Genomic DNA, 24,183 nt, shown 5'->3' on the forward strand with positions numbered 1-24,183 from the left:
GGGTCAGATTTGTTCGATGAGGCTTCCCTCTTCCAGGTAGAAGGGATAGACGAAGTTGTAGCGCGTGTTATTCGACCGCAGGCGGTAGTCGACGAGCAGTTCGACCCGGCCCTCGGGAAGGAAGCCGGTGTTAAGGGTGATCTTTTCCACCAGTATTCGCGGCTCGTACTGTAGCAGCGCGATGCGGATGCGGTCGAAGAATTCGGTTTGCGTCGTGGTGTCCATACTGGCGAAAAGCAGATCCTGGAAGGCCGCACCGTAGTCGGGCCGCATGGCCCGCTCTCCCGGCAGGGTGCTGACCAGGATGCGGAGGCTCTCGGCCACGTCCCGGGGGCCGCTGCTCATGTTCACGCCGCCGCTGGCGCGGGAAAATTCCGGGGGAAAGCTCCAGCCGGTGCCGAGGAAGTCGTCGTTGATCATGGGGTTTAATTGATGATGACGGTGAAGCAGCCGAGCACGATGGAGCCGCCGTGGGCCGTGGAATCGCCGAGCCGGGCGGCCGGTTTGCCGCCGATCATGACGGTGCCGGAGCCCGCGGCGATGGTGTCGGGCGGCCCCGCACACACGCAGCTGTCGCCCACCACCGCGGCCGGCAGCCCGCCGATGAGGACAGTTGGGGCGCCGGGACCGGCGATGGGCCCGCCCACGTGGGGTACGGTACCGCTGACGAGGGGGCAGGTGTGCATATCGGTGAGGCGGGCGGCGGGGGGCATGGTCAGTTGATTTGGATGAGTGATCCCTTGAGGTCGAGGGTAGCACCGGCCTCGAACTTGCCGGTGGAGGCGCTCTTGATGTCGACGGTGCTGCCGTCGATCAAGATTTTTCCCGAAGCTTTCAGGGTGAGGTCGCCGGCGCTTTCCAGGGTGATGCCCTGGGCGGACATTTCCAGCTGATTGCCGTTCGCGTCGGCGAGCAGCACCTTGCCGTCCTTGCCGAGCAGGTGCAGCTTGTCGCCACCCGGCGTTTCGATCATGATGGATTCCTCGCCGTCGTGGAAGGTCAGGCGGTGCCCGCCGCGGCTGACGTAGCCGGTCTCCTCGTTCTCTTCGGTGGGCGGGAAGGGGGCCGGTCGGGCGGAGGAGTGCAGTCCGCCGAGGATCACCGGGAAGCGGGGGTCTTCGTGCAGGAAGCCCACGACCACTTCGTCGTCCACCTCGGGGCGGAAGGTGAGCCCGAGGTTGTTGCCGCCGAGTCCGTTGGCCAGGCGAGCCCAGTTCCCCGCCCCCTTGGGGGCGGTGGCGGGCAGGGTGATCTGGATGCGCTCCTCGCCGAGGGGGTCGTCGTGGACCCGGACTACGGTAGCGATGTGCAGTCCGCTGGTGGCCGGCAGGAGCCCGCCCGCCGGAGGCGCGCTCACCGCGAAGCGCTCCGTGAAGCGCTCCGGGCGCAGGCCCAGCTGGGCAGTGGTGGTCCAGCTGCCCGCCGTAAGCTCGTGGCGTAGTCCGCTCACGTAGGCCGGACCGTTATACACCGCGCCCAGCTTGTCGAGGGTTACGGTGTCGCCCACCGACACCTCGCCGGTGCCCTGGAAGCTGAGTGTGGCCCGTACCCGGCTGACGGCACTGAAGCGGGCGGTGGCGTCGGACCAGGCGATGAGCTCCGCCGGTTCTACCCCGGCCCCGTGGACCTGCTGCTGGGGGTCGGTGTGGTGGACATCCGCCAGGGCGGCGGTGGAGTAGTCACCCGGGGCAGGGGCGCCCGGCGCGTTGGTCTCCGTTACGGTCTCGTCGTCGGCGGGGCGCCAGGCGTGGCTTTCCACTTCCCGGTACTGCTGCCGCGCGTCAACCTCAAGGTCGAAGGCGGTGAGGTTGGCGCCGTACTCCAATTTGAGGGCGGGGGTGGGCGCCAGTTCGGGTTTGTTGATCGTGACCTTGCCGTCTTTGACCAGCACCACCATCCCGTTCGCTTCGGCCCGGCTGACCACGAAATCCCAGTCCGTGCAGAGGTGCTGGGTCAGTTCCGGCACGACCTCGCCCGTATTGGCCACGTCATCCTCCAGCTCGGCTTCCCGCAGCAGGGTTTCCAGGGCATCGGCGTCGCTCGCATCTTCGAAGTAACGGGTGCGGCGGTTGACGGTCATGCGGAAGGCGGCATCCTTGCAGTTGACCACCAGGAGGGTGCGGTCGCCCTGCAGGCGAATGCGCTGACCTACGATCACGCCCTTGAAAATGGGGAGGTCGGTGCCCTGGTAGCCGAAGTGCAGCTCGATCTCCTGGCCGGGGTCGAATGAGCCGCTCTCGCTCAGTTTGAACGTCTGATCGGCCAGGCTGCCGTCCTGCAGCATCAGGGTGGCGGTGGGGATGCGGTTCACCTCCCGGTCGACGACCAGCGACAGGACGGGCAGGTTGGGCCCCAGGTCGGTTCCGCCGCTGATCACGGTGAAGCTCACGGCGGTAGCCGGCGCAACGGTGGGGATGTTTCTGCTGGGCAGGCTCATGCGGTCGGTACTTTGATGGGGGGGAAGGCCAGTTCCCGGCCGACGGGCAGGCTGCGGTAGCTCGACAGTTCATTGACCCGCGCTACGGCCTGCACGTAGTCCAGGTTGCCGTACACTTCCTGGCAGAGATTGGCCAGGGTGTCTCCGGCCCGCACCGTGCGCCGGTGGGTAAGGTCAGGGGAGAGCAGGTTGTTGATCAGTTCACCGAGCTTGTCCGAGAAACTGCCCTTGAAGGTCACTTCCGCCGTGGCGCGGATCGGTCGCCCGTCCGGCGTAAAGAGCTTGTACTTGTAGTTGAGCGCCGTCACCCGCCCCTTGAAGATCAGGGTGCCCCAGATCAGGGTGAAGTGCTTCATGTCGTGGGTATCGGAGTCCACGCTCAGCAGGAATTTTTTGAAGCGCTCGGTCTCGGCTACCACATCCGGCCGTCGGATTCCGTCCAGGATTCCGGAAGCGTCGAAGATGAGCTGACAGCTGAAGGTGTTCGGCGGGGTCTTTTTGTAGGGCAGGGTGGTGGTGCTTTCGTCGCCGTTCGTGGCGCGCACCGTTTCGTCCACTTCGTATTCCACGGCGTGCTCCACGCCGTAGCTTTCCGGATTGATGAGCACCGGGAAGGTGGGCGGGGTAGCCGGCCGCTTGCGGTCGGCATCCTTGAAGGCGTGGATCTTCATTTTTTCCAGTGGGCCGAGCATGGGCTAGCGTTCTTTTTCGGTGCGCAGGATCTCGAGGGTCTGCTCCACGGCTTCCCGGACCAGGGCGTCCTGTCCTTTCTGCTGGGTCTGACTCCGTTCGTGGGGCCGCAGTTGGGTCACCGGGGGCTGCCGTTCTTCGTTGGCCTTGACGGTGATGGTGAGTTGTCGGATGATGACGGGCACGGGCAGGGGGTTTAGAGTTGGTGAAAGGTGCGGTAGCCGAGTTCCAGGGTTTCGATGACCAGGGCATTCTCCTCGGCGTTGAAGTCGGAGTAGCTCCACTTCCTGGGCCAGGCCCAGTCTACCTGCCAGCTGACGAGGGGTTCGCCCTGGGGATTGAGCAGATGAATGGTGACGTCGGTGGGCTCGACGATGAAGTCTTTGAAGGCCTGTATGCACCACTTGGAAAGCGCCGAATTGGTGGTCAGGGCCCGTTTCAGTACCAGATTGGTGTACTGGGTGCGCACCGGCAATACGTGCTCGAAGCGGTTTTCCCCTCCCTCCACCACGGTTTCGGTAGTGAATTCCACGTTCAGTCCGCTCACCCCCTGGAAGCGGATGTCCTCATCACCCTGGTCGAAGCCGAAGTGCACGCTGAAGTGAAAGGCCAGTGGGAAGGGGGCTGCCATATCAGGTCATTTGGGATATGCCCTCAGTGGCTACCTCGATGGTCTCCACGGCCACCTCGTTGGCGTCCGCCTTGAGTTCGGAGGGGGTATATTTTACCACGAAGCAGTTCAGGGCGCGCCAGCTCATGACCGGCTCCAGGCTTTCGTTGAGCAGCTTGATGGTGAGGTCGCGGCGCTCGGTGGCGTTGAACTGGTGGCTGTTGAACCACTTGTAGAAGTCCGAGTCCGGGGCGATCGTGCCCCGCTTCATGGTGATGTTGCTGTAGGTGAGCATGCCCGGCATCTTGGTCTTGGAAGCCACCGGACTGGCCCCTTCCCGGTACTCGATCACTTCGGTGCTGGACTCTAGGCCGGTCACTTCGGTAAAGCCGACACGCTCGCCCCCCCATTCCACAAGGAAGCTGAATTTTAGTAAAGGCAGGTTTGCCATGGTTGTAGGTTTTTGCGCGGACGCAGGTGCAAGGATGGGTTACGATTGGGCCTGTTGCTGGCTGAATCTCAGGATGATGAATTCCGCCGGCCGTACGGGGGCGAGGCTGATCTCGACGATCATGCGGCCCTCGGTCACGTCCAGGGCGGTCATGGTGCGGCCCAGCCCGATGGCCACCCGGTAGGCCTCTTCGGCGCGGGCGCCCTGCAGGGCACCGGCCCGCCACTGGAGGTTGAGGAAGTTCTCGATCATGCCGCGCACGCGCAGCCAGGTGTTGGCGTCGTTGGGCTCGAATACGAAGGACTCGCAGGCTTTCTTGATGCTCTCCTCCAGGAAGATGAGCAGGCGGCGTACGTTGACGTACTTGTATTCCCCGTCGTTGCCCGCCAGGGTGCGGGCGCCGAAGATGAGGGTGCCCTTGCCCGGAAAGGCCCGGATGGCGTTGATCGACTTGCCGGTGGGGTGGACGTTCAGGTCACTCAGTTGGGTGAGGGTGTAGCGGACGTCGGGACCGAGCACCCGCATCAGGCTTTCGTTGGCGGGTGCTTTCCAGACGCCGCGCGTGGCGTCTACCCGGGCGTATACGCCCGCCACCGCGCCGCTGGGGGGGTGGTAGGTGATGTCGTTCTCGATTCCCGCGGCAATAGTACCGTAGATGGGAAAGATGCGCCGCAGATTAGCGTCCGGGTCATAGGCCGCCACGAGGGCCTCCTGGAAGGCGGTATGGGCCTCTTCAAGGTCGGTCAGGGTAGCCGCATCGGAGGCGTCGTAGGCCGCGATGGCGGCATCGAGGTCGGTACGGGCGGCGGTAACCTCAGCCGTCAGGGCGGCGGGCGGCGCGGCTTCAAAATCGTCCAGGACATCGGTCAGGTCACTGGCGTCCGCCGGGGTAGTGTCCTGAATGGTTTGGTGGGCGGCGCTGATGCGGGCTATGCGTATGAAAGCGAGGATGTCGGGATTGTCCTCGTGCAATTCGGTGTGGTCGAAACCCGCGAGGGTGCTGCCGTCCGCCCGCCGGATGGTGAGGTTTTCCAGCAGGCCGAAATTTACGGGATGGTACAGGCTGGTCTTCAGCCAGGGGGTATACACGGCGCCGTAGCTCAGCTGGTTGACGCCGATGGCATCGCGAAAGTTGCCCCCCGGTGCCACGCTGGCCGGGGTGGTGCGCGCGGTGGTATCGTCGCGCGTCAGGTCACAGATCGTGAAGCGGTCCTGGAGTGTACCGCACTGCGCCAGGGCGGCCTTTTGGACGTCGGTCAGGGTGGTGGCGTCGGTGGCGGCCAGGTCAGGAAAGAGGAGCAGGGTGGGTTCGTCGACCTTAGCGATGGCCTCCAGGGCCATGCCGGGGTCGGTGAAGGCGGTATCCACAATCTCGGCCTCTCCCGTGGAGGTGAAGGTGTAACCGCCCGTGGAGACGATGTAGCATTCGCCGCCCCCGTTGGCGTAGAACAGGCGGATGGCGTCGTAGAGGTAGTAGCGGATCGCCAGGTCGGAGCGTACGAATGCACCCGCCGCGTCGAGTTCGGCCTCACTGACGGTCAGGGGCGGGCCGGCACCGAAGATGGCTTCGTAGTCCATCTGGCTGGTGATGCGTACAGGTACGTTAATCAGGGTGTCTCCCGTCGGGGTGACCGTTTCGGCGGTATACCCCAGGAAGGCCGGAATGGCCGTTTCCACGGCGGCCACCGAGGGGGGCAGGGTACTTATTTCCTGGACGTATACGCCCGGGACTTTCTGGATGGACATGAGCGGCGGCGGTTTTTAGCTGGTGGGTAAGTGTTGCATGAATTTCAGGATGATGAACTCGGCGGGGCGTACCGGCGCGACGGCAATGGTGACGATCATCCGGCCGTCGACGACGTCCTGAGGGGTCATCGTCTGGCCAAGTCCGATCGCCACGCGGAAGGCGTGCTCCTGTTTGGCCCCCTGCAGGGCACCGTCGCGCCAGAGCAGGGTCAGGAAGTTTTCGATCATGGCCCGCACCCGCGTCCAGGTATTGGCGTCGTTGGGCTCGAAGACAAATTGGGCGGTGGCCTTCTGAATGGATTCTTCCAGCATGTTCATCAGGCGCCGGACCGACACGTAGCGGTACTCCCCGTCGTTGCCGGCCAGGGTGCGGGCGCCGTAGACCAGGATCCCTCGTCCGGTGAATTGCCGGATGGCGTTGATCGATTTACCGGCGGTGACGTCTACGTTCAGGTCGCCGAGTTCGGATTGGCTAAAGACTTCGGTCAGTCCGTCGGCCGCGGTTACGCTCACGTTGGCGGGGGCTTTCCATACGCCGCGCGTACGGTCGACCATGGCGTAAAGGCCCGCTACCGCCCCGCTGGGGGGAACGTTGATCTGCGCATTGTTCAGGCCCCGCAGGATGCTGCGGTAGGTCGACGATTGCTGATAAAGGGTCAGTTCCGCATCGGCCACGGCCTGGGGAGTGGTAGCGCCGGTCACGGCAGTCAGGAGGGGTTGCTCCTCGGCGATGAGCGTAGCCGAAAGGTCCTGCGCCGTTCCACCGGCGCCGATCTTGAATACGGCCCCGGCATCGTCCAGTACGTTGGCATCGATGGGCTTGGGGAGGCTGGTCACCAGCCAGGGGGTGTAGGCCGCGCCGTAGCTCAGGCCGACCGTGCCGGTGTTGTCGCGGAAGTCCGCCCCGTCGGTATCATCCTCCGGGAGATCCAGTATTGCTACCCGGTCTTTCAGGTCCTGACACTGTTTCAGGGCGGCATCCTGAAGGGCGTAGATCGGGTGGGTACCGCCGGTGAGGGAGACGGCGTCGGGGAATAGCAGAATGGTCGGCTCGTCCCAGGTGGCCAGGGCATCAAGGCCTTGGGTAAAATCTCCCGACTGCGGGGTGGTGGTATCAACGAGCAGTTCCCCCACGGACACGATGAAGCAGTCGCCCCCGCCGTTGGCGTAGAACAGCTGCACGGCGGGGTAGAGGTAAAAGTCCTGGCTGAGGTCGGCGCTGACGAACTGCAGGTTCTCATCGAGCAGCACCTCATTGATCGCGGGCGGGCGCCCGCGCCCGAACAGTTCCTCGAATTCAAGAAGCGAACCGATACGGATGGGCTGCGGTGGACGGTCCTCCTCGGCGGTAGTGGGATCCATGCCCGCGAGCAGGGGCCGTTCGGGCCTTTTCACCGTGTAGCCGATGAAGGCGGGCAGGGCGGTCTCCACGGCCGCTACCGAAGGTGGGAAGGTGGTGATTTCTTCGACGTAGACGCCGGGTCGGCGGTAGTTGGACATGCGGCTGTGAATTAGGAAGGTTTGAAATGGAGGTCGAAGGCCGCCCCGTCCCAGTCGGCGAGGCGCAGATCGATCACGCCGATCAGGGTCGGGTCGCCCGTGAAGCCGAGCAGGATATTCTGGTTGGTGATGTTGCTGCCCGTGAAGCGGTAGAGGCCGGGCGGACGGCCCATGATCTCCACCCGGTATTCGTCGGCGGACGGTGCGGCGGCTTTTACGGCGATGGTCTCCAGGATGGGATTGCCCGTTAGCAGGGGGTCGCGCAGCTGCACCTGGCTATCGGTGTTCGGCGTGAGTTGGGGCAGGGTAAGGGTGAAATCGCGGCTGGGCAGGTAGTGTACCGACCGGAGGTTGCCGCCGGTTAGTTCGTGCTCGGCAGTCACCGCCGAGGTCGCGTTTGTGAGGTGAAAGAGCCAGCCTTCCACGGAGCTCATCCCGAAATCCGTGGCCGCGGCGAAGCCCGGGTCGCGCAGGTAAACCCCGAGTTGGAGCCGTACGCCCGGATCGGTTTCGTCGTAGGTGTCGCGGGCCAGCAGCCAGCCGCCGAGGGTGGAGGGTGTCCAGATGAAGGAATAGCGTTTCAGCAGGGCGGCGCCGTGGGCGGTGGGCCGGATGTCCAGCAGGTTGCGGACGTCGTAGCGCAAATAGTCGTTGCGCTGGGTAGTGCTCAGGGTATCGGTGGGTGCTACGGGCACGTTGCCGGCCATGGACCGCAGGTAATCCGGGTGCCAGCAGCGCAGGGTAAGCCATTTCGTAAAGCCGATGCGGAAGCCCATGGTCAGGTGATGGTTTCGTTCAGGACGATCTCCGTGACCGGTGGGCCGGTGAGGGGCGTGTCGGGTACCAGTTCCACGTTGGCGGTCTGGAGGAGGTAGAGGGCGCTGGGCACTTGCTTGCCGCCCAGCATACTCCAGAGGTGGTTGTGTTCCTCGAAGGTGGGGGAGAGCAGGGTGAGTTTAAGGCTCCGTTCGCTGTAGAGGGCATTGGCCGGCCAGGGCACGCCGGGCTCGTCCGGCACGCGGTTGCGGTTCTGGAAGACGGCCACGACGTTGGAGAGGATCGTCAGCGCCGTGAGGTAGTTGTTGTGGTTGGCGGTGATGAGGACGTACAGGTTCAGCCCGACCGGCGGATTGCGGTACAGGATGCCGTCGCTGTTGTCGGTGGCCAGCGGGTTGACGCGGTAATTGCGCTGGTTTTTCCGGGTGGGGTCCTCCTCCATCCGTACCAGGGTGATCACTACCGAGTCGGTGAGGGGGTGGGTAGTGTTGGGGCCCGCGATGCCGTCGGAATCCGGGCGACTGATGTTCCCGATCACCGTCCGGTTCAGGGCGGAACTCTGAATCTCGTCCAACCGAAGCTGCAGGTAGCCGCGCAGGGCCATCAGCAGGTCGGATACGCGATCTTGGACGTTGGGCATGGGTGTCGGGGGTAAGGAGTCTAAGTTCCCATCCCCGGCACCGCGGCGCGTCCCGGAAATCCATGATTTTTAAAAATCATGGATTTCCCGATCTAGTCCTGCCTCATACCGCGCAAAGGTTGCGGCGCATGGCCTCACGCACGATGCCCGCGGTATTGCGCACGCCGAGTTTGCTCAGGATGTGGGCGCGGTGGGTTTCCACGGTACAGCGGCTGATGAACAGCATGCCGGCGATCTCCTCGGTGGTGTGCTCCAGAACGATGAGTCGCAGCACCTGCCGTTCGCGTTTGGTAAGGGGGTCAATCGGGGTGAGGCGGTACTCGCCCAGCTCGCGCCGCAGCCAGTCGGCCTTCAGTTCCGGATCGATGTACCCGCGCCCGGCACAGACCTCGTCCACGGCCTGCCGGAAGCGTTCGGGAGGGGCGCTCTGCAGCAGGTAACCGTCGAGGCCGCCCGCCAGCAGTTGTTTGATCAGGCGCAGGGAGAGCTGTCCGCCGACCATTAGTTTTCGTCCGCCGGTGGCCCGCTGGAGCAGGCTTTGCAGTTTTTTCCAGCGGGGCTGGACGCCCACGACGATGAGTTGCAGGTCTACGGCCGCGGCCGTCTCCGTAGTGTCCTGTTGTGGGTGAACGCGGGAACCGGGAAAGAACTCGCCCAGGTAGGTGGCCAGGCCGGTTTGGTAAATGGGTGATCCACCCGAAAAGGTGATGTGGTACATGTGTGCAAGGTGTGTTTGGGTGATTTTAGGTTGGTAGTACTCGGGGGGCGAAGGGCGCCGGAACAGTGAAGGCGGCAAGTGTGGTGTTGTAACTTACAAAAGTTCGGGCGTTCGCCGGAGAATTTGTTTGGCCCGTTCCACCTCTGAATGCCGGTGGCCGGAACCCCGTTACACCGCCGCTCGGGAAAGCCGCGGCACCCGCGTCCGCGCCCTTACCTTTGCCGCATGCACAAGAGCGGATTCGTCAACATCATCGGCCGGCCCAATGCCGGAAAATCAACCCTCATGAACGCCCTGGTGGGGGAGCGCATGAGCATCATCACCGCCAAGCCGCAAACGACGCGCCACCGCATCATCGGCATCCTGACGGAGGACGACTACCAGATTGTCTTCAGCGACACCCCGGGCTACATCGAGGAGGCCAGCTACAAGATGCAGGAGAAGATGAACAGCTACGTGAACTCCAGCTTCGAGGACGCCGACGTGATGATCTATCTGGTGGACCCCCAGGAAAGCTACGCCGAGGACGACCTGCTGGTGGGCAAACTGCGGCGGATGGACGTCCCTCTCTTCCTGGTCTTCAACAAGCTCGACCTGGTGGAGGAACGCCGCGTCGGGGAGTTGGAACGGCAGTTCAAGCAGTGGGTGAAACCCCAGCGGATCTTCGGCATCTCGGCGCAGTCGGGCCTCGGCGTGGACGATCTGCTCGATGCCATCAAGGAAGCCCTGCCGGAAGGCCCCGTGTACTACCCCGCCGACCAGCTTACCGACCGCTCGGAGCGCTTCTTCGTCTCCGAAATCTTGCGCGAACAGATCCTGGAACAGTACCACCAGGAGGTGCCTTACAGCGTCGAGATCGAGATCGAGACCTTCGAGGAAACCCACACCAAGGACGGAGAAGAGCTGGCCCGCATCAGCGCCGTGATCTACGTGAGCCGCAAAACCCAGAAGCCCATCCTCATCGGCAAGGGCGGCAGCAGCATCAAGAAACTCGGCACCAACGCCCGCAAACGGATGGAGGAATTCCTGGGGCGGAAGGTCTTTCTGGAAATGCACGTCAAGATCCGCGAAGACTGGCGCGACGATGAGAGCTGGCTGAAGCGGTTTGGGTATGATCGGTAGAGTAGTAGTTCTTTAGTCTTTTAGTTCTTTAGTCTTTTAGTTCTTTAGGTCTTTCGGGGGGAGCCCATCGCGCCACCCAGCGAACCCACGGGCGGGCGGACTGCGTTGCAAGGGTACACAACATTACCAACCCCCCCCATGACCAACGCCACCACCACCGACCACGAAACCATCAAGGCCTGGGCCGAAAAGCACAACGGCGTACCCGGCGTCGTCGAGGAAGCCACCACCGCCAACGACAGTCGTCCGCTGGCCATCATCTGGCCCGAAAACCGCAGCGACGCGAAGTTGCGCGAGATCAGCTGGGACACCTTCTTCGACCACTTCGAATTGCGGCAACTGGCCCTGGCTTACGACACCACCGACTTCAAGAAGGAGTACCGGTTTGTGACGCGCGGCTAGACCCGGATTGCGGCGGCGCGCAGGTGCCGTTTCCCCAAATCTAAAAGCCCTTCCCCCCGGCGACGGAGAGAAGGGCTTGGTCAATTCAACCCGCTGGATCAGCGGTGGAGTCGGATGAAGGGCCGGGTATGTGCCGGACCGCTGTTGGGCGTGAGGACCATACGGTACAGGCCGGTGGGCAGGCTGGTTACCTCTACGTCCACCTGATTGAAGCCTTCGCTCGTAATCAGCTGGCGGGCAAACTGCAGTCGTCCGGTAGCGTCGTAAATATGGATCATGACGGGTTCACCGGTGGGGTTGTCGAACCGCAGGGTAACGACGTCTTCTACCGGGTTGGGGAAGAGTTGTACGTCGGCAATGCCCTCGCTAACCGCTCCATCAAGGAGCAGGCGGTTGTTCGACAGCTCATGGGGGGCCGCAGCTCCGTTGGCGTCGATGCAGGAGCACGCTTGTCCTACGTCGTCAAAGTTGAGCCCTTGCTGGTTGCCCGCTTTGATGGACACGTCCGTCTCCCATTCCCGCAGGTCACCGCGGAGCAGGTAGCTGAAGGTGGCGCAGCGGCCCGGTTCACGCTTGAGCGCGCCATCTCGGAAGCCGTCAAACTGTACGTCGTAGCGGCCGTTGCAACGCCCGGTCTTATTATTGATCTCCGCTTTGAGACCGCTAACGCTGCTGTAGGTTTCCAGCAGGTAGGACTTCGGAAGGTCGCAGGGGATGGAGAAGCGGATATTGGAGATATCCTTACACTTATCCCCAATCAGGCAGAGCTCCCAGGTGAAGCGGGTGGTGTTCGCTGCCTGGTCGTATACCAATTCAAGCTCCAGGGAGTAGCAGGGATTGGTCAGTCGCGTGTTGACGGTGATGACCTGCTCGCAGGTCGTGGTATTGCCGCAGTTGTCGGTGGCCGTCCACGTACGGGTGAGGGTGTAGAAGTCCTCACCGCAGGAGTCGTCGCGTACCTCACCGTTGTAGACCACGTCGACCTCATTGTCGCAGTTGTCTACGGCCTGGGGACTGGCGACCGCGGGAACGTCCTCGGTGCACGCCAGGACGACATCAGCGGGGCAATCCACGAAGGTCGGCGGAACGTCGTCCACCACATTCATGGTCTGCAATTGCGAGGCGGTATTTCCACAAGTATCCGTCGCACTCCAGGTGCGCTTGATCGTGTAGCAATCTACTCCGGCACCCGCGATGATCACATCGGTGTAGGTTGGGACAAGTTCACCATCGCAATTGTCGGTGGCCGTTGCTACGCCGGTATTGGACGGGTCGGTGGACTCCGTACAGGATAGGGCCGGTATATCTGCGGGGGCGATCAGGTCGGGGGCCAGGTCATCCAGCACTTTGATCGTCTGGCTGACTGAGCTTGTATTCCCACAGGTGTCGGTGAAGGTCCAGGTGCGGACCATCGTGAAGTCGTTTATACAGGCACCGGGAACAATGACCGTGGAAGGACCCACGGTGAGCTCTCCGCTGCAGTTGTCGATGGCGGTGAGGTTAACGGGTGGTGGTACGTCACTGGCGCACGCCAGGTTGAGATCAGCGGGTGCTGCTTGTGGCACTGGCGCCAAAGTATCCAGCACGGAGATCGTCTGGCTGACTGAGCTTGTATTCCCACAGGTGTCGGAGAAGGTCCATGTGCGGACCATCGTGAAGTCGTTTATACAGGCACCGGGAACAATGACCGTGGAAGGACCCACGGTGAGCTCTCCGCTGCAGTTGTCGATAGCGGTGAGGTTGACGGGCGGTGGTACGTCGCTGGCGCACGCCAGGTTGAGGTCAGCCGGCGCTGATTGTGGCACTGGCGCAAGGGTATCCAGCACGGTAATGGTCTGGCTGACGCTGCTGGTGTTCCCGCATGTGTCGGAGAAGGTCCAGGTGCGGACCATCGTGAAGTCGTTCAGACAGGCACCGGGAACAATGACCGTGGAAGGACCCACGGTGAGCTCTCCGCTGCAGTTGTCGATGGCGGTGAGGTTAACGGGTGGCGGTACGTCACTGGCGCACGCCAGGTTGAGGTCAGCCGGCGCTGATTGTGGCACTGGCGCAAGGGTATCCAGCACGGTGATGGTCTGGCTCACACTGCTGGTGTTACCGCATGTGTCGGTGAAAGTCCAGGTACGCACCATCACGAAGTCGTTCAGGCAGGCACCGGGCGTGATCTGGGTAGACGGACTCACGGTAATCTCCCCATCGCAGTTGTCAACTGCGGTCAGGTTGATCGGTGGGGGCACGTCGTCAGCGCATTCCAGGCTCAGGTCGGCCGGAGCCGCGGGCGCGACGGGCGCCAGGGTATCGAGCACGGTGATGGTCTGGCTGACGCTGCTGGTGTTGCCGCAGGTGTCCACGAAGGTCCAGGTACGCACCAGGGTGAAGTCGTTCAGACAGGCACCGGGCGTGATCTGGGTAGACGGACTCACGGTAATCTCCCCGTCGCAGTTGTCAACTGCGGTCAGGTTGATCGGTGGGGGCACGTCGTCAGCGCATTCCAGGCTCAGGTCGGCCGGAGCCGGGGGTGCGGTGGGTGCAGTATCATCCTGCACGGTGATGGTTTGGCTGACGCTGCTGGCATTGCCGCAGGTATCCACGAAGGTCCAGGTCCGGACCATGGTGAAGTCGTTCAGACAGGCACCGGGCGTGATTTGAGTCGTGGGGCTCACGGTGATGTCTCCGTCGCAGTTATCGATGGCGGTCAGGTTGATCGGCGCGGGTACATCATTGGCGCACTGCAGGGTGAGGTCGGCCGGGGCCGCGGGCGCGGCGGGTGCGATAGTATCCAGCACGGTGATGGTCTGGCTCACGCTGCTGGTGTTGCCGCATACGTCGGTGAAGGTCCAGGTGCGGATCAGGGTAAAGTCGTTAACACAGCCGCCCGGGATTACTTCCTCGTCGGGCGCCACGGTGATGTCTGCATCGCAGTTGTCGGTCGCCGTCAGGTCGATCGCATCGGGTACGTCGCTGGCGCACGCCAGGTTCAGGTCGGCCGGGGCCGGGGGTACGGCGGGTGCAGTATCATCCAACACGGTGATGGTCTGGCTCACGCTGCTGGTGTTGCCGCAGTCGTCGGTAAAGGTCCAGGTGCGGATCAGGGTAAAGTCGTTAACACAGCCGCCCGGGAGTTCGACTTCGGAGGGCGCCACGGTGATGTCTGCATCGCAGTTGTCGGTCGCCGTCAGGTCGATCGCATCGGGTACGTCGCTGGCGCATTCCAGGTTCAGGTCGGCCGGGGCCGCGGGCGCGGCGGGAGCGATAGTATCCAGCACGGTGATGGTCTGGCTCACGCTGCTGGTGTTGCCGCAGACGTCGGTAAAGGTCCAGGTGCGGATCAGAGTAAAGTCGTTAATACACCCGCCCAGGAATTCTTCCTCATGGGGCGCTGCGGAAATTAGCCCGTCGCAGTTATCGATGGCCGTCAGGATCAGGGGCGGAGGCACGTCGGTGAGACACTCAAGGCTGAGGTTTGCGGGAGCCGGGTCGGGTACTGGGGCCAGGGTATCGAGCACGGTGATCGTCTGACTGACGCTGCTGCTGTTGCCGCAGACGTCGGTGAAGGTCCAGGTACGAATCAGGGTGTAATCGTTCAGGCAGCTTCCCTGAATAAATTGGGTGGTCGGGTCGGCCGTGATTGGGCCATCACAGTTGTCCAGGGCGGACAATGGGGAGGGCGGTGGCACTTTCAGGTCGCAATCCAGCGTAAGATCGGCCGGTGGTGCGGGTGCTACCGGTGGCAGGGTATCGAGAACGGTGATAGTTTGACTGACGCTACTGGTGTTGCCACAAAAATCCGTGAACGTCCAGGTACGAACCAGAATTAATTCGTTTGGACAGAGACCGCGTGTAACATCTAAAAACGGATTCTCGGTGATCTCCCCGCCGCAGTTGTCGGTGGCGGTCAGGGCGATTGGTGGAGGTACATCATCGGCGCACTGCAGGGTTAGGTCGGCCGGAGGAGCCGGTGGTACTGGGGCAATGTTGTCGGTAACCGTGATCGTTTGCACACAGCTGTCCGCACTGCCGTTCTCATCCGTGGCGATCCAGGTTCGCAAGATCGTTTCCTCGTTGGCGCAGGCACCGGGCACGGAATTGTCTTCGAAGCTGATGTCTACTTCACCGCATCCCTTTTCCGAAGTAGCCGTACCCGTATTGTCTGGATGTGTTGATTCGGTACAGTCCTGCGTCAAGTCGGTGGGGCAAGTAATAACGGGGGGCTCACAGCAAGGACCTTCAAAGGTAGTGGAGGCGACAACGGTACATTGATGTCCGTTGGCGTCCTTTCTGCCGTTATCCGTTACGGTCACCGTGTAGGTGCCCAGCGGCACGTTTGTGAGGTCTTCCGTAGTCTCCCCGTTGCTCCACAGGTAGGTGAACGGTCCGACGCCCCCCTCTACCGTCAGGTCGATGTTGGTGGTGTTCCCGATGCCGCATTCGGCTTCGGCCACGGCGTTCAGCGGGGGCGTGATGTCGATGACCGGATTGTCGAAGCAGTATTTGCCGTTCGGGTTGTTGGCGGGCGTGATGGGGCAGGCACCATTGGCGGCCGTCCAAACGAGCAGGATATTGGACAAGTCCAGTTCGCTGCCGCAGGTGAACGTCACTTGCCCGTAGTTAAGGGTCTGTACTCTGATCCAACTGCCGTTTACCAATATACTGTCGGGCTGGGCCTTCTCTGTAAATAGCGGACCCGCGCAGCGGGCGAAACGGCAGGTAGTCGTCGAACCGTCAAAGGTTTCATTGATATCAGCGAAAACCCCCAGGTACCGGTTTGAACTGTTGGTATTATGGTGGATCGTTATAAGCAGGTCGGCCGTTATGACGTCCCCGGGGGTGCAACTGTTACAAGGATCCCCGGTACTTAGTCGGGCGCTGATGATCTGTATGTCGTTGGCGGGGCATTTGCCATCCTCGTACTCGGGATTGTCCCGCAGCGTTGCCTGGTTGGCGGGCACGGGGTCGCCAATGCAGAAAGCTTGGCCGGACAAAAAGGCTGTCGGCAGGCTTAGCAGCAGGAATATTGTGAGCAGGGAAGTCAAACATCGTCTGGCAATGGGCACAAGTAGCGTGAGGCACTGCGATTGGTGAAGGTGTTTCATAGCAACGATGCATTTAATGGTGAGGTAATCAGTTGACGGTTTCGCGCACGGATGGGCGAGCCGCCGATGGCGCAATGAAATTCCAGGGGATACAGCGGAAAACGCTGTCCCAAAAGGCAAAATTCAGGGGGTGAAAGTGGGGTATCGTAGGCCGGGCGCTTAAGCCGGGGGGTGTCTAGATAAGGCGCCGAGGGGTGTGCAGTACTATAAGGTCTCGGTAAAGCGGATATGTCATCTATGCTATGGAATCTCGTTCAGCAGCGGTGTGAATAAGATTACAATGGGTAATCCTGCCGGTGGGAGCCTGCGCGAAACGAGGCCCAATACTTAAAAACAGATGATCCTTTTACGGAAGGTCCTAGAATATAAGCATTTCAACCGCAGGCACAAAACATATCGTTGCATATATTAAGAATATGGTATAATATTCTTTAATATAATATATTGCAATATATTATTCTCCTGCTTGTTGGGGCCTTGCGCCATTGAATGCGTATTTGCGCTTCTTAATCCACAGGCCACGAAAAGCATTTCGGGTAACAATATGCCGACGCTTTTCGGTGGACGATGACCCGGGGATAAGTTGCTCCACCATTTGGCTGATCACCCCGTATCCTGACAACGATAACACGCAATGCTATGCCGGATTTGCCGGATGGAGCCCACATTTCTCCGCCATCGCAAGTGGTGCCGCGACCCGCGCTCCGCGCCCAAACCTGTTTTCCATAGCCACCCCGGCGCTGGTGGGGAATCTGCTTGCTGCAGCTATAAGGGCGGATTGTTATTCTGAGACGCCCACCGGCACAGCCTCCATAATCTCCAGCTGGGCCACGATGTCGTCCAGCGGCACGCCGGGTTGGGCGCCCCGGGTGATGACCTGGTATACGTTGTCGAACAGGTCGTACCACCGCCCGGGCAGGGTCTGTACGGGGCCGCGCACGGTCACCCCGGCAGTTTCCGTGTGGAGCAGGCCGTGCTGCTCGGCGGGCTCTTCCCCAAAGTGATCGTGCGTGGGCTGGATACCCGCCTTCAACTGGTCTTCCTGGATATCGATGCCGAACTTCACGAAGCTCCCCTTCCGCCCGTGGAGGCGGTACCGGGGGGTAGGCTCGCGCACTAGGAGGCTGCAGGACAAGCTAACCCGCAGCGGGCCGTCGTAAACCAACTGCAGGTCAAAGGCATCCGGAATATCGGAGCCCGTCCGCTGCATCCATTGGTTGCCGATCACGTCACTCGGCCGGCCGAACAGCGCGATGGCCTGGTCGAGGATATGGGCCCCGAGGTCGTACAGCATGCCCGATGCCGGACCGGGCTTTTCCTTCCACGGCTTGGCGTTGGGCTCGGGCTTCCAGCGGTCGAAGCGTGCCTCGTAGGCCACCAGTTCACCCAGGCTGCCCCCCTCGATCACTTGCTTCACGGTGAGGAAATCGCTGTCCCACCGGCGGTTCTGAAAGACGAACAGGTGGCGGTCCCTGGCCGCGGCCAGGTCGCGCAGTTCACGCAGCTGGGAGGCGGTGGCGCAGGCGGGTTTGTCGACCAGCACGTGCTTGTTCGCCTCCAGGGCGGCCCGCGCCAGCTCGTAGTGGGTGGCGTTCGGCGTGGCTATGCTCACCAGGTCGATGTCCGGGTCGGCCAGGACGGTCTCCATGTCGGCCGTAGGCTCCATACCGGGAAACTCTTCGGCTACCTCTTGGGCGCGGCTCGTTACTATTCGGCGGACCGTAAAGCCGGGGTGGGCGCGGAAAAACGGCGACTGAAGATAGCGACCGGAAAGGCCGAAGCCGATCAGTCCGACGGATAGGGGAGTAGACATACCACAATTATTTAATTCGATTCCCAAGGTACTGTTTCACCCGCATCCGGGCGGGCGGCGGCGCGCGGGTGCTATATCCCCCCGAACGGCCGGCTTCCGCGGCTCCGTCCCTAGGAAGTTCCGGCCACGGTTACCAGCAGGGCTGGCATGTACCGGTGAAGCGTCAAATAAAAAACCTCCTTCCCACCGAAGTGAAAAGGAGGTTGCCGGGCGTCAGCCCGATTGGTAAGCGGTCAATCCTTACCGAAGTCGCAGGAAGGAACGTACGGTGCGGTCACCCATCTCGGGCGTGACCACCATTTGGTAGAGACCGGCGGGAATGTCTCCCAGGCTCAGTTCAACGGTATTGGTGCCGGTAGCGGCTTCCACCACCCGGCGGAACGCAACGCGACCGGTGGCGTCGTATATCTGCAGGTCCACTCGCTGATTATCCTCGGAGGCGAACTGCAGGGTAATGAGATCGCGGGCCGGGTTCGGGAACACGGCTACTTCCTCCAGACCGGTTACGTTGCCGGAGGATTGTACAAGAGACTTCTTGCCCTTGCCATTGCCGAAGTTCTCAGCGCTGGGCACTTGGGTAGCAGTGCTGGTACGCTCCACGTTACAGCCGTCCAGACTGATGCCCGGGAAGTCGAGCCCCTGCTGGTTGCCGGCCTTGATGGCCACGTCGGTTACGTACTCTCTCAGGTCGGCATCGATAAGGTAGCTGAAGGTGACGCACTGGTTGGGCTCACGCTTCATGGCGCCGTCGCCGAAGCCTTCAAACTGTACGTCGTAGCGCTCGCAGTTGCCGGTGCGTCCGTTGATTTCTACTTTAAGGCCAGACATACTGGAGGAGGATTCGAGCAGGGCCGACTTCGGAAGATCACATGGAATGGAGAACCGAATGTTGGAGATGTCCTTGCAGTCGTCGCCGATCAGGCACAGTTCCCAGGTGAAGCGGGTGGTGCCCGCCTCGCTGTCGTAATCCATACACGCCGCCAGGGAGTAGCACTCGTTCTCGAAGGGCGGCGGGGGGGTACGGGTAATGATCTGGACATCCTGACCTTCTCCGCACTCATTGGAGGCGGTCCAGGTCCGGATTATAGTGCTGCAATCGTCTTCAGGATCACCGACTATTTCGTCGGAATAGCTTACGGGTACGGAACCATTGGCATCGGTGGCGGTGGCCATACCGGTATCGGCGGGATCGGTTGAGGCCCCACAGGCGATGGTGATGTCAGCGGGGGCGGTGACGGTGGGTTCCTGGCCCGCCGTGACCTTGACGATCTGGGTGCAGTAGAATTCGTCGCCGTTACTGTTGCTTACCGTCCAGTTTCGGGTGATAATGGCAGCCAAGGCGGGGTCGCTGGGATTGTTGTCAACGTCTTCGGTATAGTCCAGGAAGATTTCGCAGTCGGCCTCAAAGTGCGGAATGTAGGTTGGATTGTTGAAGTCCGGCGCGGCATCCTCCAGGCAGTCTACCTCGTAATCGGGCGGACAGTAGGGATTAACGCAGGTGAAGTCGAGGCCAGCGGTAGTGGTGGTCGTGAGCTCCGGGGAATCGGACGCTACCGTATTGTCGGAAATCGTCGTTCCCGCCATCAACGCCGTCGAGAGGAACAGGCAGAAGAAGTGCAGGAGCACGTATTTCCCGGTTTTGGAAATGGAAATGTCGAAGTGCATCATCGTGTTATTTATAGTGTGAGAAAATGGTTGTCCGAATAGTGTTGGGGTCCGGCATGTGAACCATATGGTGCGCACGGCCGAATCTTCCGACCGGATGGACGGATAGGCTATGGGTTAATTTAGGAGAGGGGTAGGTGCCGACGACTGACGGACAACAGAGGATGGATGTCCTCAGGGGGTGCCCGCCAATCGTCGGACAAAGTCAAATGGGTATTCCAAGTAGTAACTCAAATCTAAAGCTGGAGTAAGCGTGTATGACCTACTTAATGTAATTTATGCTTTTCCCATCTGATAGCAAAATTTGTCTGTGGAAATCTTTTCGAGCGTTGGTGGGCCGGGCCGGGTAAAGGGCCTCCAGGGCCGATGGAATGGGATGCTATTTCCGCGAAGCCCATCCCTTGGTTTTCCTCGGAATTGACTCCGCTCGGTGGGTGCCGTCCCTTCCAGGGCCAATGGTGCGGGATGATATTTTCGCGAAGCCCATTCCTCGGTGCCCTCGGAATTGACTCCGCTGGTTGGATGCCGTCCCTTCCAGGGCCGGGCCGGTGGTGGGATTCCATGCCCGATGGTGCGGGATGCTATTCCCGCGAAGCCCATTCCTCGGTGCCCTCGGAATTGACTCCGCTGGTTGGATGTCGTCCCTTTCAGGGCCGGGCCGGGTAGAGGGCCTCAAGGCCCGACTCATCATCGATACCAGGAGGCGTGGAGGCACATTAAAAAAACCTCACGCCTCCGCCGTGGTGGTAGCATCTCGGCGCGTCCGCAGGACATCCGAGGGTGCGGACCCAAAAGTTCCCAAATTGTGCAGGTAGCGGTGGTAGTCTCTCAGGCCTGAAGACGCTCAATCCTGATAAGCCCCCGAAGAGTACGTCAGCTCGTAGCTGTGGGTATAGATCTCGAAGACCACGCCGAAGGGGTCTTCCACGTAGACCATGCGGTAGGGCTTTTCGCCGGGGTAGTACTCACGGATGGGCATGCGCTGTTTGCCCCCGCGGGCGACGATCTTTTCCGTGAGGCCTTCGATGTCGGGATCCTGGACGCAGAAGTGGAACAGCCCGGTAGCGAAGGGATTGAACTCGGGTTTGCGGGCTTCGGTCTGGGGGAACGAAAACAACTCGATACCTACGCCATCGGAGGTCGAAAGGTGAGCGATCTCAAAAGTCTCCCAGTCCTCACCGAATACGTCGATGCACATTTGGCCGATGGCCGTGTCGCGTTCCTTCTGTACGGTAGAGGGGGGCATGATGACGTACCAACCCATCACTTCGTGGTAGAATTCTACCGCGCGGGGCAGGTCGGGGACGGTAATGCCAATGTGGGAGAAGGAACGGGGGTACATAGTGTATTTGCCTACACTACACGGCTGGCCAGCAGTCGGTTCACCGGGGTGACGTCGATGGTACGGCTGAAATTGATCTCGAAGAGGCCCACGCCGCTTACCCAGATCTTGAAATCGGCGTCGGTGTCCATCAGGCCGGCGGTCTCCACGGCATAGGAGCCGATCTTGCCGTAGGGGAAGCTGCGGAAGTTCTTCTTGGAGCCGGTAAGGCCCTGCACGTCGAGCGTGAGGATACGCCGGTCGGTGAACCACACGCGGTCGCGGACGTGCTTGTAGGCCAGTTCGATTGTCTCGCCCTCCGCCAGCAGGGGGTGGATTAGGTCGTGGCCATCGTCGGGGGTAGTCTGGGAAGTAACGCTAAAGCTGGTGAGCAGGTCCATAAATGAGGTAAGGATTGAGCCGGTGAATATAGGAATCCGGTGGCGCTACCGGCCCCTCTACCCAAATACATATAGCAGATTTCGCTAACTTTAAGCAGGATGCCCGCGCAACACCCCCTCCCGCCCGCCCCGATCCGCCGACCCGGAACCTCCCATCCGCGGTATGCTCTGCTCCGTAGCCACTGGCTGCTGCTCTTACTGGGGTGGCTTTGCACCTGCGCGCCGCCGCTATACGGACAGGATACCGCCCGCATTCGCCAGGTACTGGAAGCCGCCGATACGCTATTCGTACTCCAACCCCGGCCCACCCTCGAACTGCTCGCCACGATCGCGCCCCTGCTGCCCGCCGCCACGCCCCGGCAACGGATCGATTACCTCCATTACCACGGGGCCGCTTACCAACGCCTGGGGCGGATGGATTCCGTGGAGTGGTACCACCGCCGTATCCTGGAAACCCTGGCCCCGGGAGAAGACGAAAGCGCCCGCTCCCGCGCGCTGGCCAACCTCGGCACGGCCTACCGCGCCCGCGGCGAACTGGACTCCGCCGCCGCCGTCTACGAACGCGCCTTGCAAGTGTTTGAAACGCGATCCGACAGCTTTCCCCGTGGGACGGTGCGCAACAGCCTCGGCCTCATCTACTACGCCCGGGGCGAGTATCCCGCCGCCATGCGGGTGTACCTGGAGGCGCTGGACCTCTTTCGCGGTCTCGGGCACGCCGCTGCCGTAGCGATCGTGAACAACAATATCGGACAGGTCTACCACGCCCAGAAGGATTACCCCAAGGCCGTCCGCCACTACTCCGCCTATCTGGAGGCGAGCCGGGAGAGCGGCAACCGGCGCGGGGAAGCCACCGCCCTGAACAACCTGGGCGTGGCCTACCTCGACCGTAGCGTGCCGGATTCCGCGCAGACCTACTTTCTGCTCAGCCTCGCGGTGAAGGAGGAGATCGGACTGGAAGCCGAGATCGCCACCACCCTCAACAACCTGGGAAAGATCGCCAACCGACGCAACGACTACGCGGCGGCCCTCGACTACAACCGCCGCGGACTGGCAGTGGCCCGCGCGCAGGACAATCCCCGCGACGCGGCTTTTTGCCTCGTAGAATTGGGCCACAGTCTGCGCCAACTTGGACAGGCAGACGCCGCCCGCGACCGCTACCGCGAAGCGCTGCAACTGGCCGAAAGGATGGGCGACCCCCAACTCACCTACGAGGCGCACCACGGGCTATACGAGACCCTCCGAACCGACAGTCCCGAACGGGCCCTGCCGCACCTCGAAGCCGCCTTCGCCCTACGCGACAGCCTGCTCAACGCCGAAAACGTGGAGGCCCTCACCACCCTGCGCCTGGAAAACGACTTCCGGCAGCGCGAACTCCTCAGCCGGGAAAAACTGGCCAACCTGGAACTGCGGGAAACCCTCAACGCCACCCGGCTGGCAAGCCAGCGCCGGGTCATCTTCGGATTGCTCGCCGCCCTGGTCGTGCTGGGCGCGCTGGGCTACCTGCTCTGGCGGCAACGCGACCGCATCCGCGAACAGCACACGGCGCTACAGTCCGCCCTGCGGGAAAAGGACATCCTGCTGCGCGAGATCCACCACCGGGTCAAGAACAACCTCCAGGTGATCTCCTCCCTGCTGGGTATTCAGTCGCGCCACGTGCGCGACAAGGTCGCCCGCGACGCCCTCAACGAAGGGCGCAGCCGGGTGCAGACGATGGCGCTGATCCACCAAAACCTCTACGGACAGGAGCAGCTGACGGGGATCAACATCCGGGAGTACTTTGATAAGCTGCTGGACAACCTGCTGCGTACCTACCAGATTTCTCCCGACCGCATCCGGGTAGACGCCGACATCGATGAGCTGGTGCTGGACGTGGACACCCTCATCCCCCTGGGGCTAATCCTCAACGAACTGATCACCAACGCCCTGAAGTACGCCTTCCCCGCCGGCGGGGGCCGCATCGCCGTGAGTATCCGGCAGACCGAGGGCGGCCTGCGGGTGGTGGTCGACGACGACGGCGTGGGCATGGAGGACCCGGAAGCCCTGACCAACGGCGACAGCTACGGCTACGAGCTGATCACGGCGCTGGTCGACAAACTGGAAGGAGAACTGCGGGTAAACGGACAGGCCGGAACGCGGGTTAATATCCTGTTGAAAGATTACAAGGTAGCGGCATGAGCCTGGAAGCGATGCGTATCCTGATTGTCGAGGATGATCCGGTAATTCGTACGGACCTGAAGTCCCTGCTCACGAGTCACGGACTGGAGGTCGTAGGAGCGGCCAAGGACGCCGTCTGCGCCTACGACCTGCTGCGGTCCACCCAGCCCAATTTCGTAATTCTCGACATCAACCTCGGAACCGGCCCCAGCGGCCTGGAAGTCGCGGAAGTGCTGCACACCCGCTACCGACTGCCCTATATCTTCCTTACTTCCTACTCCGATTCGGCCACCCTCGAAGCCGCCATGCAGCAGGGGCCGTTCGGGTACCTCGTCAAGCCCTTTCAGGACGAAACCGTACTGAGCACCCTGGCCGTGGCGTGGAGCAACTACCAACGCCTGAAGCGCAACCGGGGCATCAACCTCAGCGACTGCCCCGAGCCGCTCACCGAGCAGGAGGAACGCGTGGCCAGGCTGCTGGTGGAGGGCCTGCCCTACCGCCGGATCGCCGAGCAGCTGTTCATCTCGCAGAACACGCTCAAGTACCACGTCAAGCACATCTACGCCAAGTACGGGGTGGCCGGCCGGGCCGAACTGGTGAGCCGGGTGTACGAATAACCACCCATTTGTGTGGGGCGCCGCGC

At 61.8% G+C, this 24,183-nt stretch carries 21 protein-coding genes; 4 read left to right on the forward strand and 17 right to left on the reverse strand.

The features are described from left to right. Positions 1 to 3: 3 nt before the first annotated feature. The 12 genes from E4021_RS11685 to E4021_RS18510 all read right to left on the reverse strand — a co-directional run bounded on the left by E4021_RS11685 (position 4) and on the right by E4021_RS18510 (position 9,569). Positions 4 to 420: a GPW/gp25 family protein gene (locus E4021_RS11685; protein ID WP_246050284.1), complete on the reverse strand. Its 417-nt coding sequence runs from the start codon at positions 418 to 420 to the stop codon at positions 4 to 6. A gap of 5 nt (positions 421 to 425) precedes the next feature. Then, positions 426 to 713: a PAAR domain-containing protein gene (locus E4021_RS11690; protein WP_136459541.1), complete on the reverse strand. Its 288-nt coding sequence runs from the start codon at positions 711 to 713 to the stop codon at positions 426 to 428. A gap of 2 nt (positions 714 to 715) precedes the next feature. Continuing rightward, a complete protein-coding gene (gene vgrG / locus E4021_RS11695; protein WP_136459542.1) occupies positions 716 to 2,437 on the reverse strand; it encodes a type VI secretion system tip protein VgrG in 1,722 nt (573 codons plus the stop codon). Next, positions 2,434 to 3,129, reverse strand: a complete 696-nt coding sequence (locus E4021_RS11700; protein WP_136459543.1) for a CIS tube protein — start codon at positions 3,127 to 3,129, stop codon at positions 2,434 to 2,436. The genes vgrG and E4021_RS11700 overlap by 4 nt, the downstream gene beginning before the upstream one ends. A 3-nt stretch (positions 3,130 to 3,132) precedes the next feature. Next, positions 3,133 to 3,312, reverse strand: a complete 180-nt coding sequence (locus E4021_RS11705; RefSeq protein ID WP_136459544.1) for a DUF5908 family protein — start codon at positions 3,310 to 3,312, stop codon at positions 3,133 to 3,135. Between the two features lie 11 nt (positions 3,313 to 3,323). After that, positions 3,324 to 3,758, reverse strand: coding sequence for a phage tail protein (locus E4021_RS11710; RefSeq protein WP_136459545.1), 435 nt, complete (start codon positions 3,756 to 3,758; stop codon positions 3,324 to 3,326). Position 3,759: 1 nt separating this feature from the next. Beyond that, positions 3,760 to 4,188: a phage tail protein gene (locus E4021_RS11715; protein WP_136459546.1), complete on the reverse strand. Its 429-nt coding sequence runs from the start codon at positions 4,186 to 4,188 to the stop codon at positions 3,760 to 3,762. Between the two features lie 39 nt (positions 4,189 to 4,227). Next, positions 4,228 to 5,934 carry a phage tail sheath family protein gene (locus E4021_RS11720; protein WP_136459547.1) on the reverse strand — a complete coding sequence of 569 codons (1,707 nt, stop codon included), beginning with the start codon at positions 5,932 to 5,934 and terminating at the stop codon, positions 4,228 to 4,230. Between the two features lie 15 nt (positions 5,935 to 5,949). Next, positions 5,950 to 7,434, reverse strand: coding sequence for a phage tail sheath family protein (locus tag E4021_RS11725; RefSeq protein WP_136459548.1), 1,485 nt, complete (start codon positions 7,432 to 7,434; stop codon positions 5,950 to 5,952). An 11-nt stretch (positions 7,435 to 7,445) separates the two neighbouring features. Continuing rightward, positions 7,446 to 8,210, reverse strand: coding sequence for a hypothetical protein (locus E4021_RS11730; RefSeq protein ID WP_136459549.1), 765 nt, complete (start codon positions 8,208 to 8,210; stop codon positions 7,446 to 7,448). 2 nt (positions 8,211 to 8,212) lie between these two features. Further along, on the reverse strand, positions 8,213 to 8,851 hold the full coding sequence (locus E4021_RS11735; RefSeq protein WP_136459550.1) for a DUF4255 domain-containing protein: 639 nt from the start codon (positions 8,849 to 8,851) through the stop codon (positions 8,213 to 8,215). A gap of 103 nt (positions 8,852 to 8,954) precedes the next feature. Next, positions 8,955 to 9,569 carry a response regulator transcription factor gene (locus E4021_RS18510; RefSeq protein ID WP_320055146.1) on the reverse strand — a complete coding sequence of 205 codons (615 nt, stop codon included), beginning with the start codon at positions 9,567 to 9,569 and terminating at the stop codon, positions 8,955 to 8,957. 225 nt (positions 9,570 to 9,794) lie between these two features. Between E4021_RS18510 and era the strand changes: the two genes are divergently transcribed. Next, entirely contained in the window at positions 9,795 to 10,691 is an 897-nt protein-coding gene (era, locus tag E4021_RS11745) for a GTPase Era (protein ID WP_136459551.1), read from the forward strand. 138 nt (positions 10,692 to 10,829) lie between these two features. Then, positions 10,830 to 11,093 (forward strand): hypothetical protein, encoded by a 264-nt coding sequence (locus E4021_RS11750; RefSeq protein ID WP_136459552.1) that lies wholly within the window; start codon positions 10,830 to 10,832, stop codon positions 11,091 to 11,093. A gap of 98 nt (positions 11,094 to 11,191) precedes the next feature. Here the strand turns inward: E4021_RS11750 and E4021_RS11755 are convergent, their stop codons facing one another. The 5 genes from E4021_RS11755 to E4021_RS11775 form a co-directional block, all read right to left on the reverse strand. Then, positions 11,192 to 15,691, reverse strand: a complete 4,500-nt coding sequence (locus E4021_RS11755) for a T9SS type A sorting domain-containing protein (protein WP_168797579.1) — start codon at positions 15,689 to 15,691, stop codon at positions 11,192 to 11,194. Between the two features lie 1,276 nt (positions 15,692 to 16,967). After that, the gene (locus E4021_RS11760; RefSeq protein WP_136459554.1) at positions 16,968 to 17,999 is read right to left on the reverse strand and encodes a Gfo/Idh/MocA family oxidoreductase; all 1,032 of its coding nucleotides are present in this window, start codon (positions 17,997 to 17,999) and stop codon (positions 16,968 to 16,970) included. 240 nt (positions 18,000 to 18,239) lie between these two features. After that, the gene (locus E4021_RS11765) at positions 18,240 to 19,664 is read right to left on the reverse strand and encodes a T9SS type A sorting domain-containing protein (RefSeq protein ID WP_168797580.1); all 1,425 of its coding nucleotides are present in this window, start codon (positions 19,662 to 19,664) and stop codon (positions 18,240 to 18,242) included. A gap of 844 nt (positions 19,665 to 20,508) precedes the next feature. Beyond that, positions 20,509 to 21,006, reverse strand: a complete 498-nt coding sequence (locus tag E4021_RS11770; RefSeq protein WP_136459556.1) for a lactoylglutathione lyase family protein — start codon at positions 21,004 to 21,006, stop codon at positions 20,509 to 20,511. Positions 21,007 to 21,017: 11 nt separating this feature from the next. Then, entirely contained in the window at positions 21,018 to 21,386 is a 369-nt protein-coding gene (locus E4021_RS11775) for a PH domain-containing protein (RefSeq protein ID WP_136459557.1), read from the reverse strand. A gap of 99 nt (positions 21,387 to 21,485) precedes the next feature. On the opposite strand from E4021_RS11775, the gene E4021_RS11780 reads away from it, so the two are divergent. Next, a complete protein-coding gene (locus tag E4021_RS11780; protein ID WP_136459558.1) occupies positions 21,486 to 23,561 on the forward strand; it encodes a tetratricopeptide repeat protein in 2,076 nt (691 codons plus the stop codon). Next, entirely contained in the window at positions 23,558 to 24,157 is a 600-nt protein-coding gene (locus E4021_RS11785) for a response regulator transcription factor (RefSeq protein ID WP_136459559.1), read from the forward strand. Before E4021_RS11780 ends, E4021_RS11785 begins: the two co-directional genes overlap by 4 nt. Positions 24,158 to 24,183 lie beyond the last annotated feature (26 nt).

This window comes from Neolewinella litorea (assembly GCF_004803465.1).
Classification (GTDB): domain Bacteria; phylum Bacteroidota; class Bacteroidia; order Chitinophagales; family Saprospiraceae; genus Neolewinella; species Neolewinella litorea.

Excerpts from the sequence above, each read along its gene's own strand:
- E4021_RS11685 (WP_246050284.1), bottom strand. The coding sequence starts at position 420 with ATGATCAACGACGACTTCCTCGGCACCGGCTGGAGCTTTCCCCCGGAA.
- E4021_RS11690 (WP_136459541.1), bottom strand. The coding sequence starts at position 713 with ATGCCCCCCGCCGCCCGCCTCACCGATATGCACACCTGCCCCCTCGTC.
- vgrG (WP_136459542.1), bottom strand. The coding sequence starts at position 2,437 with ATGAGCCTGCCCAGCAGAAACATCCCCACCGTTGCGCCGGCTACCGCC.
- E4021_RS11700 (WP_136459543.1), bottom strand. The coding sequence starts at position 3,129 with ATGCTCGGCCCACTGGAAAAAATGAAGATCCACGCCTTCAAGGATGCC.
- E4021_RS11710 (WP_136459545.1), bottom strand. The coding sequence starts at position 3,758 with ATGGCAGCCCCCTTCCCACTGGCCTTTCACTTCAGCGTGCACTTCGGC.
- E4021_RS11715 (WP_136459546.1), bottom strand. The coding sequence starts at position 4,188 with ATGGCAAACCTGCCTTTACTAAAATTCAGCTTCCTTGTGGAATGGGGG.
- E4021_RS11720 (WP_136459547.1), bottom strand. The coding sequence starts at position 5,934 with ATGTCCATCCAGAAAGTCCCGGGCGTATACGTCCAGGAAATAAGTACC.
- E4021_RS11725 (WP_136459548.1), bottom strand. The coding sequence starts at position 7,434 with ATGTCCAACTACCGCCGACCCGGCGTCTACGTCGAAGAAATCACCACC.
- E4021_RS11730 (WP_136459549.1), bottom strand. The coding sequence starts at position 8,210 with ATGGGCTTCCGCATCGGCTTTACGAAATGGCTTACCCTGCGCTGCTGG.
- E4021_RS11735 (WP_136459550.1), bottom strand. The coding sequence starts at position 8,851 with ATGCCCAACGTCCAAGATCGCGTATCCGACCTGCTGATGGCCCTGCGC.
- E4021_RS18510 (WP_320055146.1), bottom strand. The coding sequence starts at position 9,569 with ATGTACCACATCACCTTTTCGGGTGGATCACCCATTTACCAAACCGGC.
- era (WP_136459551.1), top strand. The coding sequence starts at position 9,795 with ATGCACAAGAGCGGATTCGTCAACATCATCGGCCGGCCCAATGCCGGA.
- E4021_RS11750 (WP_136459552.1), top strand. The coding sequence starts at position 10,830 with ATGACCAACGCCACCACCACCGACCACGAAACCATCAAGGCCTGGGCC.
- E4021_RS11760 (WP_136459554.1), bottom strand. The coding sequence starts at position 17,999 with ATGTCTACTCCCCTATCCGTCGGACTGATCGGCTTCGGCCTTTCCGGT.
- E4021_RS11765 (WP_168797580.1), bottom strand. The coding sequence starts at position 19,664 with ATGCACTTCGACATTTCCATTTCCAAAACCGGGAAATACGTGCTCCTG.
- E4021_RS11770 (WP_136459556.1), bottom strand. The coding sequence starts at position 21,006 with ATGTACCCCCGTTCCTTCTCCCACATTGGCATTACCGTCCCCGACCTG.
- E4021_RS11775 (WP_136459557.1), bottom strand. The coding sequence starts at position 21,386 with ATGGACCTGCTCACCAGCTTTAGCGTTACTTCCCAGACTACCCCCGAC.
- E4021_RS11780 (WP_136459558.1), top strand. The coding sequence starts at position 21,486 with ATGCCCGCGCAACACCCCCTCCCGCCCGCCCCGATCCGCCGACCCGGA.
- E4021_RS11785 (WP_136459559.1), top strand. The coding sequence starts at position 23,558 with ATGAGCCTGGAAGCGATGCGTATCCTGATTGTCGAGGATGATCCGGTA.